Raw genomic sequence first — 19,954 nt, 5'->3', positions numbered from 1 at the left:
GTGGACCACACCGATCCTCAACCCCTGAGTTTCGATCCTCACCAGCGCTTCGCCGACGACCTTCCCGCGTCCGGTGCGCGCAAGCCCGGTGATCCGCCCGGCAATCGTCGTTTCGTCACCGTCACCGACGGACGTCCCTTCGCACTGGAGGGCGGCGGTCGTATCGACGAAGTCGTGCTGGCCTATGAGAGTTGGGGGGAACTCAACGCCACGGCCTCCAACGCCGTGCTGGTGTGCCACGCGTTGACCGGTGACTCCCATGCTGCCGGGTCGATCGGCCCCGGACACCTCTCCGACGGTTGGTGGAACGACCTGATCGGCCCGGGCAAGGCACTCGACACCGACCGGTGGTTCGTGCTGTGCGCCAACGTGCTCGGCGGCTGTCAGGGGAGCACCGGCCCGTCGAGCTTCGTTCCCGGCACCGAGACCCGCTACGGCGCGTCGTTCCCGCAGATCACGATCCGCGACATCGTCCGGGCCCAGCGACGGCTCGCCGATCGGTTGGGGATCGACCGCTGGCTCGCCGTTGTCGGCGGTTCGATGGGCGGCATGCAGGTACTCGAGTGGGGTGCCATGTTCCCTGATCGGCTCGACGCGCTGATCCCGGTCGCATCCTGTGCTGCGGCTAGCCCTCAGCAGATCGCCTTCAGCGCGGTCCAGCGGCTCGCCATCGTCAACGACCCCAACTGGGCCGGCGGCGACTACTACGACGCACCGCCCGGCAAGGGGCCGTGGGCCGGTCTCGCGCTCGCTCGAGAGATCTCGCAGATCACCTACCGCACCACCGAGGTGTTCGATCAGCGTTTCGGTCGTGCCCATCACGAAAAGCGGCGGGAGTTCGATCAGTGGGGGCGCTACGAGGTCGAGTCCTACCTCGATCACCACGGGCAGAAGCTGGTGCGGCGCTTCGACGCCAACTCCTTCCTCGTGCTCAGCAAGGCCATGGACCTCCACGACATCGGTCGTGGCCGCGGCGGCGTCGACGCCGCGCTCGGACGGCTGTCGATGCCGGTGCTCACCGCGTCGATCACGTCCGACATCCTCTATCCGCCGTACCAGCAGGCCCGCATCCATGCCGGCGTCCAGGCGGCCGGTGGCGTGAGCGAGTACCACGTCATCGACAGCCCACAGGGCCACGACGGGTTCCTCCTGGAATCCGCTTCGCTCGGCCCGCTGATCGCACGAACCGTCGCCACCGCCGAGGAGTCCCGATGACCGACCACGGTCCCGCCCCTGAACCCGGTCCTGCCCCTGCGCTCAGTGCCGCGACGCGGGCCATTCGCGCCGGGCGGGCCAACAACGACACGGCGCTGGCGCCGGTGCTCTGGGCGAGCAGCACGTTCACCGCCACCGGGGTGGACGAGGCGCACCGGTTCGCGACCGACATCACGATGCCGAAGTTCTACGGGCGCCACTCCAACCCGACGGTCGCCGACTTCCAGAGCGCGATCGCCGAACTCGAGGGGGCCGAGGCGTCGCGGGCGTTCGCGTCGGGCATGGGCGCGATCAGCGCGGTGGTCCTCGGGTTGTGTTCGTCGGGCGACCACATCGTCGCCCAGTCGCAGCTCTACTCCCACACGCAGCTGCTGTTCCAGGCGGTGTGTCCCCGGTTCGGCATCGACGTCACCTTCGTCGACGGCACCGATCCCGACGCGTGGGAGGCGGCGGTGATCCCGGGGAAAACCACGCTCTGTTTCGCCGAGACGCCGGCCAACCCGAAGCTGGCGTTGGTGGATCTCGAACGGTTCGGGGCGATCAAGGGGCCGATGACGGTCGTCGACGGAACCTTCGCTCCGCCTGTCGTGCAGCGTCCGCTCGAGTACGGCGTCGACCTCGTGGTGCATTCGGCGACCAAGTCGATCGCCGGCCACAACGACGCCATCCTCGGGGTCGTCTCCGGCAGCGAGGAGTTGCTGGCGTGGATCCGCGGTTTCGCGATCCTGCACGGCGCGGTTGCCTCACCGTTCGACGCCCTCAACGGCATCCGTGGCATCCGCACCCTGGCCGTCCGCATCCGCCAGCAGACCGAGACCGCCCTGGTGCTGGCCGAGATGCTCGAATCGCATCCGGCCGTCGAGCGGGTCTACTACCCCGGCCTGCCGTCGCATCCCCAGTACGAGCTCGCCCAGCGCCAGCTCGACCAGCCCGGGGGTCTGATCACCTTTGATCTGGTCGGCGGGCGCAGTGAGGGTCGCCAGCTCGTCGAACGGGTCGAGCTCGCACAGCTGGCGACGTCTCTCGGTGGTCCCGAGACCCTGCTCACCCATCCCGCATCGACGACCCATGTGGGGCTGCTGCCCCAGGAGCTCGCCGCGGCCGGGATCGGTGAGGGCACGGTCCGCATGTCGTGCGGTCTCGAAGGGGCCGACGATCTCGCCGCGGATCTGCGCCAGGCGCTCGACTCGATCTCGTAGTACCCCGCCGAGATGCCCGAACTCCTCGAGATCGAGACGTATCGCCGTGCCGCCGAGCCGGTCGTCGGCCGTCGCATCGACGTCGTCGTGGCCCCCGACGAGTGGTACGCGAAGGGTGACACGACCACTGACGAGCTGCGGGCGGTGCTCCCGGGGCGGACGATCCTCGGCACCCGGCGCATCGGCAAGCTGCTCCTGCTCGACACCGACGGCCCGACGCTCGGTCTGCGCTTCGGGATGACCGGACGGCTGCTGGTCGACGGTGGCGCGTCGATCGACCAGCTCGAGTACTCGAGCGACCGCAACGACCCGGCGTGGGACCGGTTCGGGATCGTCTTCCGGGGCGGCGGCGACCTCGTCATCCGAGACCCGCGCCGGCTCGGTGGCGTCGAACTCGACCCCGACGAGTCCCGGCTCGGACCGGATGCGATGACGGTGACGCTCGCGCCGTTCCGTGCACTGCTGCGTTCGTCGGGTGCTCCGGTGAAGGCGCGTCTCATGGACCAGGCGAAGTTGGCCGGTATGGGCAATCTCCTCACCGACGACGCCCTGTGGCGGGCCGGGATCGATCCGACCCGCCCGGCCGATTCGCTGAGCGACGCCGAGGTGCAGCGCCTCCATCGTTCGATGCGGCGAACCTTGCGGGTCCTCGGGGAACGCGGTGGGAGTCACACCGGCGACATGCAGCCGGCCCGGGTGCGTGGTGGCGCCTGTCCGAAGTGCGGCGAGGAGCTGTGTCGCGGCGATGTCGGTGGGCGCACCACCTACTGGTGCCCGCGTCATCAGTCGTGAACCCGATACCGTCCTGCTCCGTGGGTTGGTACCGAATGTTTCTGGCGACGTTGGTCGCAGCGACGACGCTGGCATGGGCGGCGCCGGCTTTCGCCCAGGACGATGTCGACCCGGAGCCGACCGGCGTGACGGTCATCGACGACGGTGAGGGCGCCCAACCCGAGTCGGGCATCCTGCGCGACGACGACACGAGCGCGACGGTCCGCGACATTCGTCGCAACCTGATCCTCGTGGCTGCCGCCACGGCCGCCGGTCTGGTCGTCTACGTCTGGCACACCAGCCCGTCGCGACGTGTGCGGGTGGCGACCCGACGGGCCGAGATCGTGCTCGACGCAACCGACGACGACTGAACCTCCACCACGACCGGCGCCGGCGTCGAGGATCTCTTCCTCAGGATCGACCGGTGTCCGTCCGACGAAGAGGGTGAGCGTGCCGCGAGTCGCCGACCCGACGGCCGCCGTGGCCTAGATTCGAGTCATCTCGACCGAGGAGTTTCCTGGTGTCCGACGAATACGACGCCGACGACGCACCGCCGCCTCCGCCGCCCACCGCGCCCCCCCCGCCACCACCCCCTCCTCCGCCCCCGCCGCCGCCGGAGGCACCGCCGGCCCCGGGCATCGGCGACCTGCCGACCGCTTCGCCGATCGCCGGCGTCGACCCGACGCCGCCCCTGCCCATCGCCGGTGTCGGCGTTCCTCCGCCGCCTGCACCCGCGAGCCCGCCTCCTCCGCCTCCGTCGGCGGCTGCGCCTCCTCCGCCACCACCGGCGGCGGTCTCTCCGCCGACTGCGGGGCCCGATTTCGCCGCGACCCCGTTTGCTCCTCCCGCGCCCGAGTCGGTGGCCCCGCCGGCGCCGGCATCCCCGCCGCCGGAACCGGCCCGGGCGATGCCGTCGGCCGAGTCGGGCCCAGGCGTCACCGACCCGCACGGCCTCGGCGCTGCGGTCAGCCGCCTGTCGGGCAGCAGTCGCAAGCACGGCTATGCCGCGTTCATGGTGCTCGCCCGGGTTCTCGAGGACGGGGAGCAGATCTCGGTCGTCACCTCGTGCCGGTTCCGGGGCGCCCCGGCGGCCCTCGCGCTCAGTGATCGCCGCCTGCTCGTCGTCAACGCCCGCGAATGGGAACCCGATGTGTTGCCCGTCGGCCTCGAGCCGGGCCTCACCGTGCAGGGGTGGCAGGACGAACGCCACGCCGCGCTCGTCTTCACCAGAGACGGTCACGAACTCGTCGTCGACCAGATCGGCGACCGGGCCATGGCCCAGGAGATCGCCGTCGGTGTGCGGGCTCGGGTCGGCGGCTGAGCGAGAACGAATTTTCGAGGTGCGTGATCGGCGCAAACGCCGATACAGTTGCCTCCCGTTGCGGACGTAGCTCAGTTGGTAGAGCGCAACCTTGCCAAGGTTGAGGTCGCCGGTTCGAACCCGGTCGTCCGCTCCATGTGAAGCGGCAGGTCAGGCCCGGTTTCCGGTGCCGAGCCTGCCGCTTTCTCGTTCCGTCATCCCATCCGTCCATCCCATCCCCTGCATCGCTCCCGTACTTTCGGCAGCGATGCGAGGATCTGTTCGCCAGCGGGCCCGAGGGCTGTGGGAGATCCGCATCTACCTCGGCCGCGACCCGTCGACGGGTCGCAAGCGGTACCGGTCGCGCACGGTCCGCGGCCGTCGCCGTGAGGCGGAGCAGATCTGTCGTGATCTGCTGAGCTCACCTCAGTATCCCGGCAGCATTCTGAACGGGGGATCTGGGCCCGTTCGTTGGCTTCAGGTGCCGGGGCCGAGCTGGGCCACTGTCGCTCGCCCCGCGACGTATTCCCTGAACTCCTGGGTGACGTCGTCCGCCTCGCTGGGTGTCGCCGCAGCGAAGTCGCCGTCGAACGGGTCGAAACCGACTTCGTAGCGCTGGACGACCGGTGCTCCGGCAAGAACAGTCGTGGCCCGAACAGCGAGCTCTCGAAGCGCTCCGTCGGTGTCGAGTTCGACGGTCTGGCTGAGCGTGTCGGTCTCGAAGCTGTAGCTCGCGCGGTCGCCGGTAGTGAACCTCAGCACGTGTACCGCATCTTCCTCATCATCTGCAGGGCGCAGTCTCGCCGCCAGGAACGGGGCGAGGAGGCTGGCCACGAACAGCTCGGTTGGCTCGAGGCGGTCGAGCTCGATCGACACCCATTCGGTGCCCGACCGGGTGATGTCGGCGTGGAGCGTGGTCGCGACGCGACGGGGCAGATACAGCAGCGGCTCATGAACCACGTAGTCGATTCCGTCGCCGAGCATGATCTCGGCCAACTCGGTATTGCCGGAAGCACGGGCGATGGTGATGGTGTCACGGCCTCGAAACTCGGCGTGACCCTCGACGTGGTCGCCCTCCCAGATCTCAGCGAGATCGATGCCCTCGCCCTCACCGGTCGTGCCGTCCTCCAGTAGACGCGACGTCTGCTGCGACAACCTCACCTGCACGAGTGGCCAGTCCGCAGCAATTCCATAAGCGTCGAGGAGTTCTGTCGAACCAAGCTCTTCTGGCCACGATGGCACCGGCGCGACCGTCGTTGAGGTTGAGGTCGTCGTTGGGGTCGTCGTTGAAGTCGTCGTCGACGTGGTTGTCGCGGTGGTGGTTGTCGGTTCCGTCGGCGGTGTCCCGTCATCGGCGGTCGAACCGCACCCAGCGACAACCAGGCCGATGGCGAACCATCCGATGATGAGCCGCCTCATCGCGACGGCGGGGCGATGGTCAGACGGATCTGCGCTGGCTTGCTCTTCGCTCTGTTCATCGAGCCAGCGAGTGACGGCTTGGTGGCGCGCTTCGATGTCGGCGCGTCGCTGAGCGGGCTCGCGCATGCCGCCACATCGGCCACAGACAGCGCCGTGGTCTCGGACGGGAGGAAGGTCGCCAGACTGCCACGTCGCAGCCTGAAGTGGACGACCGCATTTCGCGCAGGTCCTCGAGGACGATGGCGCATCTCTTGGGAGCGATGCCCGTTCCGACCAGTAGTGCACCCGTGCAAGCAGCCGAGGTGAAGCGGTCACGGCCAGCCCAAGTGTGCCCATGATGGCAACTGTCGTTGCCCATGCGAAGGCGAACCATCGCAGATCGCTGTCGATCCACGAACTTGCCACGGCACAGCACGCCCCAAAGATGAGAAGGCTCAGCGCAGCGGCGCGCCCGATGCGCCGTCCGACCCGAAGTCGCTCGATCGCCCCTTCAGCATCGACATGATCGATCTCGCGAGTCACGCTCATGCCTCCTGTCGACCCGACGGTAGATCACCCAGGCGAAGTTGCGCCCACAACGTGTTGGGTCCACCTCGCCCGAAACGGTCGCGAAGGAGTCGCGATCGCCAGGGTTGCCGTGGATTGCAGCGGTGCGGGAGACGGTTCATTCATGGCGCGTCGCATTCGTCCCAGTCTTGATCGACACTGTCGAGCCACGCCGCGACTCCCGGATCGGTGACGGTCAAGCAGTTGTTGCCGCCGGGGCCGTCGCTGATGAGCCGCAGAAAGACCACCAGCGTGTCCTGAACACCGGCGATCGCCGCGGTGATGTCGCCGCTGAACTGGTTGTCCCACAGTGCTGCCTGGAACAGGCTGTCGAGGTTCCCGAACTCGGGCGGTAGTGGTCCGCTGAAGCTGTTGCCTCGGAGATCCAGGTACCAGAGCTTGGAAAGGTTGCCGAGAGCGGGTGGAAACTCGCCACTCAGCTCGTTTCCGTCGACCTGCAACCTGAGCAACTCCGAGAGTCCGCCGAGGGTCGGCGGGAGCGACCCGGTGAGGGCGTTGTCGCTCAGTTGTAGGTATTGCAGGTCGGAGAGGTTGCCGATCTCTGTAGGGATGGGACCGGAGAGCTGAGTATCGAAGAGTGCGAGCGTTCTGAGGTTCACCAGTTCGCCGACCTCAACCGGAATCGACCCGGTCAACTCGTCGCCGGAGAGGGTGAGGCCGGAGAAGGCCGCGAGCCCTGAGATCTCCGGTGGGATTGTGCCGTCGAGACCGTTGTTCTGCAGTGCGAGCGAGAAGGGTCGGCTGTCCTCGTTGCACGCAATGCCGTACCACGAGCACACGTCGGTGGGCGTCCCCCAGCCGGCGGAGGATGTCCACGAGGGCCCGTTGGTGCTGTCGTAGAGAGCCATCAGCGCGTCGCATTCGAACTGATGTGCCTTCGTGTTCTCGACGAACACGCCGTCGATGATGCAGCCACCGAGTTCGACTGGCCCGATGTCGCATCCCGCTCTCACGGGGCGCGGCTTCTGCCGACCGTCTGGATGGGCGGGCATTGCGCAGCCGAGCGCTCCCGGTGAGATCGCATCGACTGCCGGGGAGTTCAACTCGGGTAGGCGAGTCGGGACCGGACCGTCGTTGTCGCCGAGCGGACGCAGGAGCGGATTGGTGTCCGCCTGATCGCCGGTTCCGGTCAAGCCACAGGTTGCGTCTCTTGTGATGTTTCGTCCCTGGCTGGTCACTGAGGCGCCCCCGGCAGCACACCCGGTTGGAGCGTCGACAATCGAGTTGATGAACAGCGCTGACCCGTTGACCAGTCCGAGAGAAACCGCATCATCGGCGACCACCGATGAGACGAGTTGGAGTTGACCCGCGGCCAAGTCCACACCTCCGACCCCGGAACCACCGTTGTTGCCGTCCACAGTCACCTGAAACAGCCGGGCAAAGGTCTCCGTCATGATCGCGCCACCGCCGTTCGTCGCAGTGTTGTTGTCGATCGTGGAGTCCTCGATCCACAAGCGAGCTCCGGTAGCAGCGATACCGCCACCCGACACCGCGCTGTTGTCGGTCACGCGCGTGTCCTCGAGAGCGACGAGGCCCGTATGAGCCAGGAGTCCGCCGCCGTCGTCAGCGGTACTCCCGCCGGTGATGACGAGTCCCTCGAGGAAGTGAAAGCTCCCGCTGACCACATCGAAGACCCGATCGATCTGCTGGCCGTCGATCGTAGCCGTGATGCCGTTGCCCGGTACGGCGCGGATGTACGTCGGCTCGAGCAGGTCGAGATCGCCTGTGGCAGCGGCATCCTCTCCGGCGCCCGGGAGAGTGAGGCTGTAGGTCGAGCCAGCGATCAGCTGGATCTCGGTGACGTTGGGATCGGCATTCGCCTCCATCACTGCGGCACGAAGGGAACACGTCGTCGTTGCATCGGCGCACACACCGTCGCCCACGTTCGCATCAACTGTGTCGCCGGTACCGGTAACGACAAACACCTCATCCGCCGGAGGAGGCGTGCAGGCGGACAGGAAGAACAGCCCAAATCCAACGGCCCCTACTGCCCCGATGCGTGTGCCGATCAAACCCGCCCCCTCGGTGATTGCTGGCGACCAGTGTCCGCTTCCCGCCCGGCGTGGTCAAACCGGCGCCTTCGCGCGTCCCGAAGAGAGTCTCGTTCCTTCGACCGAGCCAAGGTTGAGATCGCCGGTTCGAACCCGGTCGGCCGCTCCAGATCCTTCAGCGATGATGCGGCAGGTCAGGCCCGGTTCTGGGTGCCGAGCCTGCCGCTTTCTCGTTCCGGCCTAGCATCGTGCCGACACGCGCGAGGAGAGCCGTACGCAGTGGAGATTCTGGCGACTGAGTACATCGTCGACGCGGTTCCGTGTCGTGTCGGGGAGCCCGCCACAGTCGCGAAGATCTCTTCAGGTGACGATCTTCGTCAGCTGCTGTCCAACATCCTCGATACTGGCTACTACGACACCGCGTATTTCGCGCGTCAGACCGGTCTCAAGACAGGTCTCTTGACGATGAACCTGTGGTTCGTCGCCTCGCTGGTCGCGGCTCTGCGGCCAAGGCGCTCGATCGAGTTGGGCGCAGGAAAGGGTGACGTCGTCGAGATGCTCCGCCGGCGTGGCATCGACGCGTGGGGACTCGATTCGAGCCCAGACATGTGGGCCCAGCTCTCGCCGATCGTGAGGGAGGCGTATGTTGTCGGAGACGTTGCCGAGATGCAGGACACGCTCAGCGGTGAGCGTTTCGACACCGTCCTCGGATTCGACATCTGGGAACACCTTCTTCCCGAAACCATCACGGACGTCATCGACCAAGCGACTGCAGTGATGACCGAAGACGGCATGTGCGTATCGATCATCCCCGCGTTCGGGCCCGATCCCGTCTTCGGCGAGATCTTTCCGCTCGAGTTCGAGGAGAACCGGGAGCGATTTGATGCCGGTTTGCCGTTTGACCACATCACGCTCGAGCGTTCAGATCCTCCGATCCCGGCCGCCGGACACCTCGTCTGGGCCCCGGGCTTGTGGTGGGAAGCGCAGTTCGAGGCCGCCGGGCTCGTACGCGAGCCCTCGATCGAAAGGCGTCTCCACGCGATCTTCGATCCCTACCTTGCACCCTCCAACCGCTGCTTCTTTGTCTATCGTCGAGACACTCCTCAGGCGCGGGCGCGGGCCGCTGCGACACGCCGGAGGCTCCGCCGGCCGGCAGTGGCCGCGCGCTACCTCGACCTCTTTCGTCTCGCACGCGCCGAATCGTCAGGCGAGCATCGCTTCGCGGTCCCGCCGTTGGACTACGTGGCGGATCGGCACCGAGTTCTTGGGTCGGTGCAACGAGTCCTCCGTGTCGTTCGACCTGCGCTCGGTCAGCTACGACGACGCTCGCCGACCCGGTGACGGGACGCAACGCAGTCGCACCCCCTGAGCATGACCACCTCGGTCACGAACCAAGGGACAGTTCCTCGGGCGGGCGGGGCCGTCGTGCGCGTCTCGGTACTCTCGCCGGATGAAGCTGGTGTTCCTCCATGCATTGCCGTTCGACGGGGCGATGTGGGAGGACACCATCGGCGCGCTGGGCCGCGAAGCTGTCGCGCCGAGCCTGTTCGATCTCGGGGACTCGATCGAGGAGTGGGCGTTTGGGGTGCTCGATGCCGTCGGTACCGAGGAGCTGATCGTCGTGGGCTGTTCCGTCGGCGGTTCGTGTGCATTGGAGGTCGCTGCTGCCGCGCCCGACCAGGTGGCAGCGATTGTGTTGGTCGGGGCGAAGGCCGAGGTCAACCACGATCCGGTGCTACGGGACGAGGCGATCCAGATGCTCGAGACCCACGGGATAGAGGCTGCGTGGCACCGGTACTGGCTCCCGTTGTTTGCTGAGTCGACGTCGTCGTCGGTCAAGGACTCGGCTCGGTCGTGGGCGATGGCGCACGACGTCGACTCGGTCGTCAGGGGCGTGCGGGCGTTTCACGATCGCCGCGATCTCTCGTCGTTCGCGGCGCGATGGGACCGGCCGTTGATCGGCATCAGCGGTGATCGCGATGTCGCGCCGTCACCATCGAAGCTGCGTCAGCTCGCCACCGGCCCGAATCGGGAGTTTCATCTGGTCGCCGAGTGCGGCCACTACGTCAATCTCGAACAACCGGCGGCGTTCGACGCACTCCTCGCGGAAGCGATCCGCCCGATCGTCGAACGTTCGTAGCCGCGCAGGCAAGGCGAACCCGCAGCCGCTACGCAACACGGGCGGTTCAGGTCGTTCGGCTGTCGGAATTTCTGAGATTATTTTGCGCGTTTCGGGCGTCTCAAACCACTACATGGTGTGAACGACGTTTCTGCCGCGTTGCGGTCCAGCGATTTCGCCGAATGGGAGCACACGATCCGGCCCCTGCTCGAGGCGACGTTCGCGAGCGCTCACGACCTCCCGATGGATGAGGCTCGCTCGTTGGTGGCAGAGACGATCGAGCTGGCCGAGGCGAACTGGGATGTCGTCGGCAAGTCGGAGCGGCCCCAGTTGTGGGCCTACAAGACGGCGGCGAAGCTGCTCGAAGCGCGGGGTCATGTCTTCTGACGCGGCAACCCTCGTCGCGGTGCGAGATGATCGAGACCGGGAGAACCGGAAGGGCGGCGGCGTGGCGGTTGATGACTTCGAGATCTGGTACGCCACGGCTCGGCCGCGGCTCCTCCTCGCGGTCAGAGGTCTCGGTGTCACCCCGGAGGAGGCCCAGGAGGTCGCCGACGAGGCGCTGGCCCTGGCCTTCGAGCGATGGACAGAAGTGTCCGCGATGGCCAACCCGACGGGCTGGGCCTACGGCGCCGCGAAGAACCGGCTCCGCAACCAGATCAGGAGATCGCTGCTCGCCGACAAGTTCGCCCAACTGCGCCGCCGCGAAGAGGAGCCGATCGACGACGCCTTCGTCGAGTTCCGGTCGATCCTCGCCGGCCTGACGGAACGCCAACGGCACTTGGTCGTCATGCGCCACGTCCTGCAGATGACCGAGCCCGAGATCGCGGCCGAGTTGGGCATCACCCGCGGCACCGTGTCGTCGCGCCTGCGCGCGGCCCACGAGCAGATCCGGCGAACCATGCTGCTGGTCGCCATGACCGGCGTCGCCATCTGGAGCGCCACATGACCGATCCCCCAGATCGCGACGGCGAGGTCCCTGAGCGGTTCCTCGAACTCATCGACGAGATTCTCGCCAGCGAGGCGTTCCAGGCTCCGCCATCGTCGATCGCGGCGCGCCGGGCCGTCTCGCGGCCACCGCGGCGGCTCGCCGTCTACGCGGTGGCCGCCGCGGCGGTGGTCGCGCTGGCGATCGTCGGCGCCTCGGCGCTGAACGACTCGGACATCTCATCAGTCGACACAGAGCGGGCGGCGAATCCCATATCGTCGGCAACCCCCATCCCGGGGGTTGCCGACGATGGCGGAGCCGCGCAGCGCGCCGCCGAATCGCAGATCGCGGCCGACGCCGAGATCGCCGCCAGCTTCGGGCTGACCCTCGGACCGCGGGTCTTTCGCGACGACGGTTCGTTCGTGCTCGCCGATCAGCCCGACCTGATGCCGGTCTTCGACGACGAACAGCTCGTCGGCTACGCGCGCCGCGGCGACATCGATCTTGGCGACGAGACGACGCGTTTCACGGTCTACGCCCCGGACGGAGTCACCGTGCTCGGCGTATTCGATCAGCGCACCGGCTTCGTTCCCTCCACTGCACCCTCAGCCAGCCAAGGAGATTGACATGAGGCGAATCCGCCACCGGGCGGCGGTGGTGCTCATCACGACCATCGCCCTGCTCGCCAACGCCCCGGCCGCCTCGGCCGCGCAGTCTGCATCGTGGGGGTGGACCACCGACTCGTTCGTGATGAGCTTCTACGGCGGCATCCCCTATCGCGGTTGTGAGAAGGCATCGCTGACGGTGCCGAACTCCGGGTCTTCGGGCAACATCTACAGCTCGACCACCACCTCGATCGTCGTCGGCTTCGCCTCGTGCTCGTCGTCGTCGATCCCGAGCTCGCTGAACCCCGACACGATCAAGACCCGTAGCCAGGTGCTTCGCAACGGCGGGATCGTCTCGGGCTGCCTCTCGAGCATGGTGTACAACGCCGGTGGGCAGGGCTCGATCTCGGCCGCGACGGGCAGCAGCTGCGACAAGGTCACTTCCGCCGACGCCACGTGGACGGTGCACGGCTACTACGGCTGGTGGGACTACGACGACTCGACCTGGCGTGGCGAGTCGATCGGCCTGCCGACGATCACGGATTGAGGATGATGATGAAGCTGACCCGACACCCCGCCCGCTGGCTCTTCGTGATCATCATGGTCGCGATCGGCGTTTCCTTCGGCCAGTCCGTGAGCGCCAAGGCCGTGGAGCCGACCGTCGGCCCGGTCCCCGTCGTCGACGGCCGGGCCTTGCAGGCCGACGACCTCCCCGAGCTCATCCCTCTCTACGGTGACGGCGACGAGGTCATCGGCTACGTACGTGCCGAGGAGGCGTTCGTCGAACTCTTCGATGCGTCGCAGGACGTCGTTGCGCTGGGCGTCTACGAGAAGGACGGCGTGACCCTGATCGGCCACGAGATCCCGGGCAAGGGGTTCGTGCCGGGCACCGAGCCGATCGAGACGCTGCGACCCGCGGTCGTCCCACCGCCGCTCAAGTAGCACGACGGGCGCGCCGCGAGCGCCGCCGGGTAGGTTCACGCCGTGCGTCATCTCGCCTGCGACCCTCTCGACAGCAACCCCGCCGGTAGCGCGCCATGACGGCGCTCTACGAACGCGACGGCGATGCGTTCGTCGGCACTGAGATCACCGCGGGGGCGTGGAGTCCCGGCGCGCAGAGCGGGGGTGCGGTGCTCGCCCTGCTCGGTCACGTGCTCGAGGACGTGCCCACGCTCACCCCGATGAGTCTCACGAGGCTGACCGTCGATCTCGTTCGGCCCGTTCCGGTCGGTGAACGACTCCGGATCGAGCACGAGATCGTCCGCGAGGGAAAGAAGATCCAGGTCGTCGACCTCCGCGTCGTCACCGACGGAGCCGAGCACGCCCGGGCACGAGCCCTGCGGGTACGCGACGCCGACCTCGGCTCCGTGCCCGGGGCACCCGACTCGTCGACCGACATCGACCCGGCGGCGGCGTTGCCCAGGCCCGAGGAGATCGAGCCGGCCGACGACCGTCCCGGGCTGCCCCCCTTCCTGCGGGTGGCGCTCGACTTCCGACGCACCGACCCCTGGGCCGAGGGGGTCAACGGGATCTGGCTGCGCCTGCGGGTCCCGGTCGTCGCCGGCGAGCCGATCTGCGCCACCTCTCGTGCCACGGTGCCGATGGACGTCGTCAACCTGATCGGTGCCAAGTTCGACGGTGCGGCGTTCACGGCGATCAACCCCGATGTCAGCGCCCATGTCGCCCGTCCGCCCGTCGGCGAATGGGTCGGGCTGGTGGGCGAGACCATCTTCTCGCACTCGGTGGGCCATGGCGTCTCCGCCGCGACCATGAGCGACTCGGCCGGCGTCTTCGGGGTCACCTCCACATCCCAGATCCTCGACCACGTCCCCCGTTCGTCCTAGGACGTCGGGTCGATCGTCCACGAGAGGCGGTGGATGCCCGGGCCGACGCGGTGGCCGGGAAGCGTGTCCGGGCCGCAGGCCGCCGTGCCGAGGCCCCGCACAGCGGCATCGATGTGGACCTCGACATGGTCGGCGGGGTCGAGCTCGGCCAGCGTCGTGGCCGTGGTCAGCGCCGCGTCGGTGTGGCGCCGGGCCGAGAAGCCGAACCGATGGTCGGCGCACACCCGGATGCGGTCGCGCCCGCTGCGGAGCTCGAACCAGCGGGTGTCGGTGTGGTGGCCGTGTTCCTGCGGGAAGACATAGGGGTGGTACTGCTCGGCGACCGTCGACCGCCAGAGACCGACGGTCGCTCCCGACCGACGATCGGGGTACGTCTCCTCGGGGCCGAGACCGAACCAGCGCAGGTCCTCGAAACGGGCATGTAGCGGCATCGTGATGCCGACGCGGGGGAGATCCGTCCACGCCGCAGGCACGGTGATCGTCTCGTCGAACCGCACCCGTCCGTCGCCGAGGAGGGTGACCACGCTCCGGTGGGTCGCGTGATCGGTCGACCCGTGGAGTTCGCGCCGCATGGTCAGACGGACACCGCCCTCGACGCGCCGCACGGAGGTGCGCATCGGCTCGATCCGGAGACGGTCGAGCCCCCACGTCAGCCAGCGGTTGCGGACCCCGGAGATCTCCGACATCCAGCCCTGGGCGACGCCGTCGTTGTCGGTCGGGGCCCGCCACAGGGTGGCCGCGATCGGACCGGTGACGACCGGTCGCCCGCGGTGCGTCAATGCCGACACGCACGCCGCGTCGCGGTCGACGTGCAGGATCAGTGGCCCGTTCCGGATCACGCTGCCGTGATCGTCCACCTCCACGGGGTGCGTCCGCCGCGAGGGCGCCGGCGATGCCGCGGTGAGGGGGAGCGACAGCTGCTCGGTGCTGACCACGTGTCCGCGTTCGGCCCATGGCGTGGCCGACGCGAGACGGAAGCGAAGAGTCAGGAACGCCTCGTTGCCGCGGCGGCGGCCGGTTGACCGGGGGACGGTCACGACCGCCGAGGACCGCGCCGCGATCGGCGGCAGGTCGAGCGTGCCCTGCTCCACCACGTCGCCGTCGATCGTCACCGCCCAGGTGCACTCGAGGTCGGCGAGGTCGGTGAACCAGCGATGGTTGTGGATGCGGACCTTGCGCCCGGGCATGGCGGTGACCCTCGCGGGACGCCCGCACCAGGCCACTTCCGCCAACGCCGGGTGGGGCACACCATCGGGCCCCACCAACCCGTTGATGCAGAAGTTGACGTCGTTGGGTTCGTCGCCGAAATGGCCGCCGTAGGCCCAGAAGAACCGGCCGTGCTCGTCGGTCTCGGCCAGGCCCTGGTCCTTCCAGTCCCAGATGAACCCGCCCTGCAGCGCCGGGTGCGCCTCGAATGCCCGCCAGTAGTCGACCAGCGAACCGTTGGAGTTGCCCATCGCATGGGAGTACTCGCACAGGATCATCGGGCGGTCGTCGCCGCGGGTCGTCTCGGCCCACTCGGCCCATTCCTCGATGAGTGAGATCTCGGGGTACATCGGGCAGACGATGTCGCTGACCAGGCGTTCCGACGCATTCGGTGTGACGGTGTGGCGCTGCGCGGTCGTTCCCTCGCCCTGCTTGACCCGGGTGAGGAGCGAGCCCTCGTACTGCACGAAACGGGTGGGATCGACGGCTCTGACCCAGGCCGCCGCAGCATCGTGGGCGGCACCGTGGCCGGCCTCGTTGCCGAGCGACCAACCGATCACCGACGGATGGTTGCGGTCACGCAGGACCATGCGCTGCACCCGACTCACGATCGCTGCGTGATAGCGGACGTCGTGGCAGAGCGAGTCCTGCCGCCCGTGCGACTCCACGTTGGCCTCGTCGATCACGTAGAGACCGAGCTCGTCGCAGAGATCGAGCAGCGTCGGATCGTTCGGATAGTGGGCGGTGCGTACCGCGTTGATGTTGTGGCGGAGCATCGTCACGAGATCGGCGCGGATGTCGTCGGCGGTCTGTGTCTTGCCCGTCACGGGATGGTGGTCGTGGCGGTTCACGCCGTTGATCAGGACGGGTTGGCCGTTGACGAGCAGCCGACGGTCGCGCACCTCCACCCGGCGGAAGCCGACGCGAAGCTCCGTCGAGTCGGCGATCGTGCCGCGGGGATCGACCAGGTCGATCAGGACGCGGTAGCGCTGTGGCGATTCGGCCGACCAGGGCTCGACCGAATCGAGGTCGAGCGACGTGACGGTGCGCTGACCCTCGAACCCCCAGGACGCGAGGAAGGCGTCGGCGCCGAAGCCCGGCCGTCGGACCCGGAGCTCGGCGACGAGCGCCGCCGCGTGCACCCGTCGGCCCCGGTCGTCGAGCACCGTCACCGCGGTGGTCCAGCCCTCGCCGGGCTCCCCGCCGACCTCGGTGGTCACCGTGAGCGAACCGGCGCCGGTCGCCGGGTCGTAGTCGGCCGTCGTGGCGACGTCGGCGAGGTGCACCTGTGGCACGGACCGCAGCGACACGCTTCGGTGCAGGCCGGCGTGCCACCAATGGTCCTGGTCCTCGATCCACGTGGCATCGCTGTAGCGGATCACCATGACGGCGAGCGTGTTGTCGCCCGCGACCAGATGGTCGGAGAGGTCGAACTCGCTCGGGAGACGGGAGTCCTTTCCCATGCCCACGAAGCTGCCGTTGCAGTGGATGACGGCCATCGACTCGGCTCCGCCGAGGTGCAGCACCGTGCGGCGCGACGCCCAGCCACGGGGCAGACGGAAGGTGGTCCGGTACAGCCCGGTCGGGTTCTCCTCGGGTGTCGCCGGCGGCTCGAGCGCCCACGGCATCTGCACGTTCGTGTAGTGCGGCAGATCGCCGGTGTCCTGCCGGGTCCAGCACCCGGGCACGTCGATCGCCCGCCAGCCGCGTCCGCCGCGGTCCGGCTGGGCCCAGTTCGTCGGCGCCGCTGTCGGGTGCGCCACCAGCAGGAAGTCCCAGGATCCGTCGAGCGAGAGGGTCCATCGTTCGTCGGCTGCGAGCGGCGCCCGGGCCGCGAGCCGATTGATCTCGAACGTCTCGGGAAGCTCCCACCAGTTGACCTGCATCCCCACTTCCTAGTGCAGGGACACCCGTGTCGGCCGGTGCGCTGCACTACCGTTGTCGCCATGACGCGAGTGGCGGGTGTATGGCTCGGGCTGGGTGCCTTGTTCGTGTTGCTCCTGGCGATCCCGGCGGGCGCGAACGAGCTGATCTCGATCCCGATCGACGAGGTGATCTACGGCAGGGAGGGCGACGAGATCCTCGTGGGCGGCGCCGACGTGCCGGCGGAACTCGTCGGCGTCTCGTGCGAGATGACCGGAGAGACGGTCAACCAGGAGTCGGTCCACGTGGGCAACGACCTCGTGATACGGCTCGGGGATCAGACGCGGGTCCTCGCCAACTTCGAGGACGAACGCGACATTCGCTACACCTTCAGCGAGATCGCCGAGCTGCCGGAGCGGATCGACGTGTTCGTTCGGCTCGGTCCGGATGGGGTCTCCAGCGGCGGGTTCCTGATCTCGATCGAGTGTGAGATCGAGCCACCCACCACGACGAGCACGACGACCACCACCACGAGCACGAGCACGACCACCACCACCACGACGACCGTCGGCCCGACGTCGACCTCGACGACGACCAGCACCACGACGACGGCTCCGTCTTCGACGACGCTCGAACCCACCACGACCACCATCCAGGTCGCGGGGCCGACGACATCGCTCCCGCCGGGATCGACATCGTCGGTCGATCTCCCGCCGGGCCAGTTGGCGATCACCGGCGCCGGTACCGGGCTCCTGGCCCTCGCCTGGCTGGGCCTGGGGATGTGCGCGGTCGGCACGGTCGCCGCCGTCCACGGCAGCCGGCCCCGATCCCGGGCCTGACCGGCGACACGCGTCGCCGGTCAGAGTTCGACGGCGCGGCGAACCCTCCGGTCGACGAGCAGTCCGCGCCCGAGCTGCCGGGTCAACCCTGCGGTCGTGCCGTAGAGCCCGTCCAGCTCGATCGTCGCGAAGAGGAATCGATGGAAGGCGTGGTCGCGGGTGAAGCCGATGCCGGCGAGAACCTGCTGGCAGTGGCGACCGGCGTCGATCGCCGCCCGTCCGGCGAGGACTCTGGCCAGGTCGACCATCAGGGTCGTGGGTTCCTCGTCGGCGGCCCCGAGCGCCCCGGCGGCGGCTTCGGTCGCGACGTGGGTCTCGGCCAGCCGGTGGCGCACGGCCTGAAAGGAGGCGATCGGCCTCCCGAACTGCACACGATCGAGCGCATGGAGGTGGGCGAGCGTCAGCATGCCCGCCGACAGGCCGTGGAGTTGGTGGGCGAGGGCGTGGCGGGCGGCACGCACCGCTGCCTCGATCGCGGCCGGATCGAGCGGCACGACATCGTCGAGCGGACCCTGGATCGAGACCCGCGCGAGTTCGCGGTCCGTGATCGGATGGGCGACGTCGAGACGGTCGGTCGCCACGGTGCCGATTCCGCCGCGGCAGAGCACTCGCGCGGTACGAGCGGCACCGATGCGGGACCCGGCGACCCCCTCGATCCTGGTCGCGTCGCGATCCGTGGCTTCGCTCGAACCCCAGGCGGGATGAATGATCACCTCGCCGGGGGTCAGGCCGAGCGCGGCGCCGACGACGTCGTCGAGCACGGTCGAGCGGGCCGCCACCCGGCCCAGTCGGTCGAAGACCACGGCGACTGCATCGATCGGTTCGGCGGCGAGCATCTCGTGCCAGCCGAGTGCCATCAGCGCAGCGTCGTTGGCGGCAGGGGTCGCCTCGGCGTGGAGGGCGGCGGCAACGCTCTCGGCGAGCAGGTCGCGGTCGTCGGTGTCCATCACTCGTCTCCGAGATCGAGGAGGCGGCGGGCGATGATGTTGCGTTGGATCTCGCCCGTCCCGCCGTAGATGGAGGCGGCGCGGGAGTAGAGGAACTCGTCGTGCCACCGCAGATCGTCGGGACCGTCGGGGAGCGCGAGTCGGCCCGGAACCAGTTCCCGGCCGACATCGAAGATCTTCTGTTCGGCCGTCGCGACCAGGATCTTGTCGACGGAGGTCTCCGGTCCGAGCGGCTCCCCGGCATCGAAGCGCCGCACCGTCGCACGAGAACGGCACCGAAGGGCGTGCAGTTGGGCGAAGGCCTCGCCGAGGATGGCGGCGCTGTGCTCGTCGTCGGGGGCGTCGGCGACCACCGCCTGGAGCCGCGACTGCAAGAACGCGGTGCGGTGCCAGAACGCGGTGGAGCGCTCGAAGGGAAGCAGCGCCATGGCGACCGCCCAGCCCCCGTCGACCGCGCCGACCCGGCGGGTGTCGGGCACGACGACGTCGTCGAAGAAGACCTCGGCGAACTCGTCGGAGCCGCTCATGATCGCCAGCGGTCGGACGGTGATGCCCGGCGTGTCCATGTCGACGAACAGTGCGGTGATGCCTCGGTGCCGCGACTCGGGTTCGCCGGTGCGGGTGAGGAGCAGGCACCGCTCGGAGAACTGCGACAGCGAGGTCCACACCTTCTGACCGTTGACGACCCAGGTGTCGCCGTCGGCACGGGCCCGACAGGTCAACGCGGCGAGATCGGATCCGGTCGCCGGCTCGGAGAAGCCCTGGCACCACATCTCGCGGCCCGACAGCAGCCGCGGCACGAACTCGGCGGCGAGCGCGTCGGGCGCGAACTCGATCAGGGTGGGCGCCAGCGTCTCGGTCATCGAGAAGAAGCCCGACACGACGAGATCTCGCTCGACGACCTCCTCGCCGACGACCGCCCGCAGCGATGCCGGTCCACCCCTGCCACCGACCCGCTCCGGCCAGCCCCAGCCCATGAACCCGGCATCCCACAACAGTGCCTTCACCCGGGCGAGCTGGCCCATCTGCTCGGGGAGCGTGCCGGCCCCTGCGTAGGACGGTGCGATCTCGGCCGCATGGGCGTCGAGCCATGCGACGAGGTCCGTGCGGAGTTCGGCGATCGACGGTGGCGTGGCCATAC

General features: G+C 68.4%; 19 protein-coding genes and 1 tRNA gene. 15 read left to right on the top strand and 5 right to left on the bottom strand.

Features of this window, described 5'->3' with window-relative positions; translation table 11 throughout:
• The 6 genes from R2707_08140 (at window position 1) to R2707_08115 (ending at window position 4,642) form a co-directional block, all read left to right on the top strand.
• A complete protein-coding gene (locus tag R2707_08140) occupies window positions 1-1,215 on the top strand; it encodes a homoserine O-acetyltransferase (GenBank protein ID MEZ5245048.1) in 1,215 nt (404 codons plus the stop codon).
• The gene (locus R2707_08135; GenBank protein ID MEZ5245047.1) at window positions 1,212-2,414 is read left to right on the top strand and encodes an aminotransferase class I/II-fold pyridoxal phosphate-dependent enzyme; all 1,203 of its coding nucleotides are present in this window, start codon (window positions 1,212-1,214) and stop codon (window positions 2,412-2,414) included. Before R2707_08140 ends, R2707_08135 begins: the two co-directional genes overlap by 4 nt.
• Window positions 2,415-2,426: 12 nt before the next feature.
• Window positions 2,427-3,206, top strand: a complete 780-nt coding sequence (locus R2707_08130) for a DNA-formamidopyrimidine glycosylase family protein (protein MEZ5245046.1) — start codon at window positions 2,427-2,429, stop codon at window positions 3,204-3,206.
• A 20-nt stretch (window positions 3,207-3,226) separates the two neighbouring features.
• Window positions 3,227-3,556, top strand: coding sequence for a hypothetical protein (locus R2707_08125; GenBank protein MEZ5245045.1), 330 nt, complete (start codon window positions 3,227-3,229; stop codon window positions 3,554-3,556).
• A 149-nt stretch (window positions 3,557-3,705) separates the two neighbouring features.
• Entirely contained in the window at window positions 3,706-4,506 is an 801-nt protein-coding gene (locus R2707_08120; protein ID MEZ5245044.1) for a hypothetical protein, read from the top strand.
• Window positions 4,507-4,566: 60 nt separating this feature from the next.
• Window positions 4,567-4,642, top strand: a tRNA-Gly gene (locus R2707_08115).
• 320 nt (window positions 4,643-4,962) lie between these two features.
• Here R2707_08115 and R2707_08110 read toward each other — a convergent pair.
• Window positions 4,963-6,426 carry a hypothetical protein gene (locus R2707_08110; protein MEZ5245043.1) on the bottom strand — a complete coding sequence of 488 codons (1,464 nt, stop codon included), beginning with the start codon at window positions 6,424-6,426 and terminating at the stop codon, window positions 4,963-4,965.
• Between the two features lie 146 nt (window positions 6,427-6,572).
• Window positions 6,573-7,979, bottom strand: a complete 1,407-nt coding sequence (locus R2707_08105) for a choice-of-anchor Q domain-containing protein (GenBank protein MEZ5245042.1) — start codon at window positions 7,977-7,979, stop codon at window positions 6,573-6,575.
• A gap of 30 nt (window positions 7,980-8,009) precedes the next feature.
• On the opposite strand from R2707_08105, the gene R2707_08100 reads away from it, so the two are divergent.
• The 8 genes from R2707_08100 (at window position 8,010) to R2707_08065 (ending at window position 13,958) form a co-directional block, all read left to right on the top strand.
• Window positions 8,010-9,803, top strand: a complete 1,794-nt coding sequence (locus R2707_08100; protein ID MEZ5245041.1) for a class I SAM-dependent methyltransferase — start codon at window positions 8,010-8,012, stop codon at window positions 9,801-9,803.
• Between the two features lie 109 nt (window positions 9,804-9,912).
• Entirely contained in the window at window positions 9,913-10,602 is a 690-nt protein-coding gene (locus R2707_08095) for an alpha/beta fold hydrolase (GenBank protein ID MEZ5245040.1), read from the top strand.
• 117 nt (window positions 10,603-10,719) lie between these two features.
• Complete coding sequence (locus R2707_08090; protein MEZ5245039.1) at window positions 10,720-10,968, top strand: hypothetical protein; 249 nt, start codon at window positions 10,720-10,722, stop codon at window positions 10,966-10,968.
• Window positions 10,958-11,530 carry a sigma-70 family RNA polymerase sigma factor gene (locus R2707_08085; protein ID MEZ5245038.1) on the top strand — a complete coding sequence of 191 codons (573 nt, stop codon included), beginning with the start codon at window positions 10,958-10,960 and terminating at the stop codon, window positions 11,528-11,530. The genes R2707_08090 and R2707_08085 overlap by 11 nt, the downstream gene beginning before the upstream one ends.
• Window positions 11,527-12,135 carry a hypothetical protein gene (locus R2707_08080; protein ID MEZ5245037.1) on the top strand — a complete coding sequence of 203 codons (609 nt, stop codon included), beginning with the start codon at window positions 11,527-11,529 and terminating at the stop codon, window positions 12,133-12,135. The genes R2707_08085 and R2707_08080 overlap by 4 nt, the downstream gene beginning before the upstream one ends.
• 1 nt (window position 12,136) lies before the next feature.
• Complete coding sequence (locus R2707_08075; protein MEZ5245036.1) at window positions 12,137-12,661, top strand: hypothetical protein; 525 nt, start codon at window positions 12,137-12,139, stop codon at window positions 12,659-12,661.
• 8 nt (window positions 12,662-12,669) lie between these two features.
• Window positions 12,670-13,056, top strand: a complete 387-nt coding sequence (locus R2707_08070; protein ID MEZ5245035.1) for a hypothetical protein — start codon at window positions 12,670-12,672, stop codon at window positions 13,054-13,056.
• Between the two features lie 95 nt (window positions 13,057-13,151).
• Window positions 13,152-13,958, top strand: a complete 807-nt coding sequence (locus tag R2707_08065; protein ID MEZ5245034.1) for a thioesterase family protein — start codon at window positions 13,152-13,154, stop codon at window positions 13,956-13,958.
• On the opposite strand, the gene R2707_08060 is transcribed toward R2707_08065, so the two are convergent.
• Entirely contained in the window at window positions 13,955-17,050 is a 3,096-nt protein-coding gene (locus R2707_08060) for a glycoside hydrolase family 2 TIM barrel-domain containing protein (GenBank protein MEZ5245033.1), read from the bottom strand. The two genes, R2707_08065 and R2707_08060, sit on opposite strands and share 4 nt — an antisense overlap.
• 60 nt (window positions 17,051-17,110) lie before the next feature.
• On the opposite strand from R2707_08060, the gene R2707_08055 reads away from it, so the two are divergent.
• Window positions 17,111-17,866, top strand: coding sequence for a hypothetical protein (locus R2707_08055; GenBank protein ID MEZ5245032.1), 756 nt, complete (start codon window positions 17,111-17,113; stop codon window positions 17,864-17,866).
• Between the two features lie 20 nt (window positions 17,867-17,886).
• Here R2707_08055 and R2707_08050 read toward each other — a convergent pair whose 3' ends face one another.
• Both R2707_08050 and R2707_08045 read right to left on the bottom strand, forming a co-directional pair.
• Window positions 17,887-18,813 (bottom strand): acyl-CoA dehydrogenase family protein, encoded by a 927-nt coding sequence (locus R2707_08050; GenBank protein MEZ5245031.1) that lies wholly within the window; start codon window positions 18,811-18,813, stop codon window positions 17,887-17,889.
• Complete coding sequence (locus tag R2707_08045) at window positions 18,813-19,952, bottom strand: acyl-CoA dehydrogenase family protein (GenBank protein MEZ5245030.1); 1,140 nt, start codon at window positions 19,950-19,952, stop codon at window positions 18,813-18,815. Before R2707_08045 ends, R2707_08050 begins: the two co-directional genes overlap by 1 nt.
• Between the last annotated feature and the right edge of the window lie 2 nt (window positions 19,953-19,954).

It is taken from the genome of Acidimicrobiales bacterium (genome assembly GCA_041394245.1).
Lineage (GTDB): Bacteria > Actinomycetota > Acidimicrobiia > Acidimicrobiales > Aldehydirespiratoraceae > JAJRXC01.
Note: the sequence above shows the minus strand (reverse complement) of the source record. Positions and strands in the feature narration are given on the sequence as shown.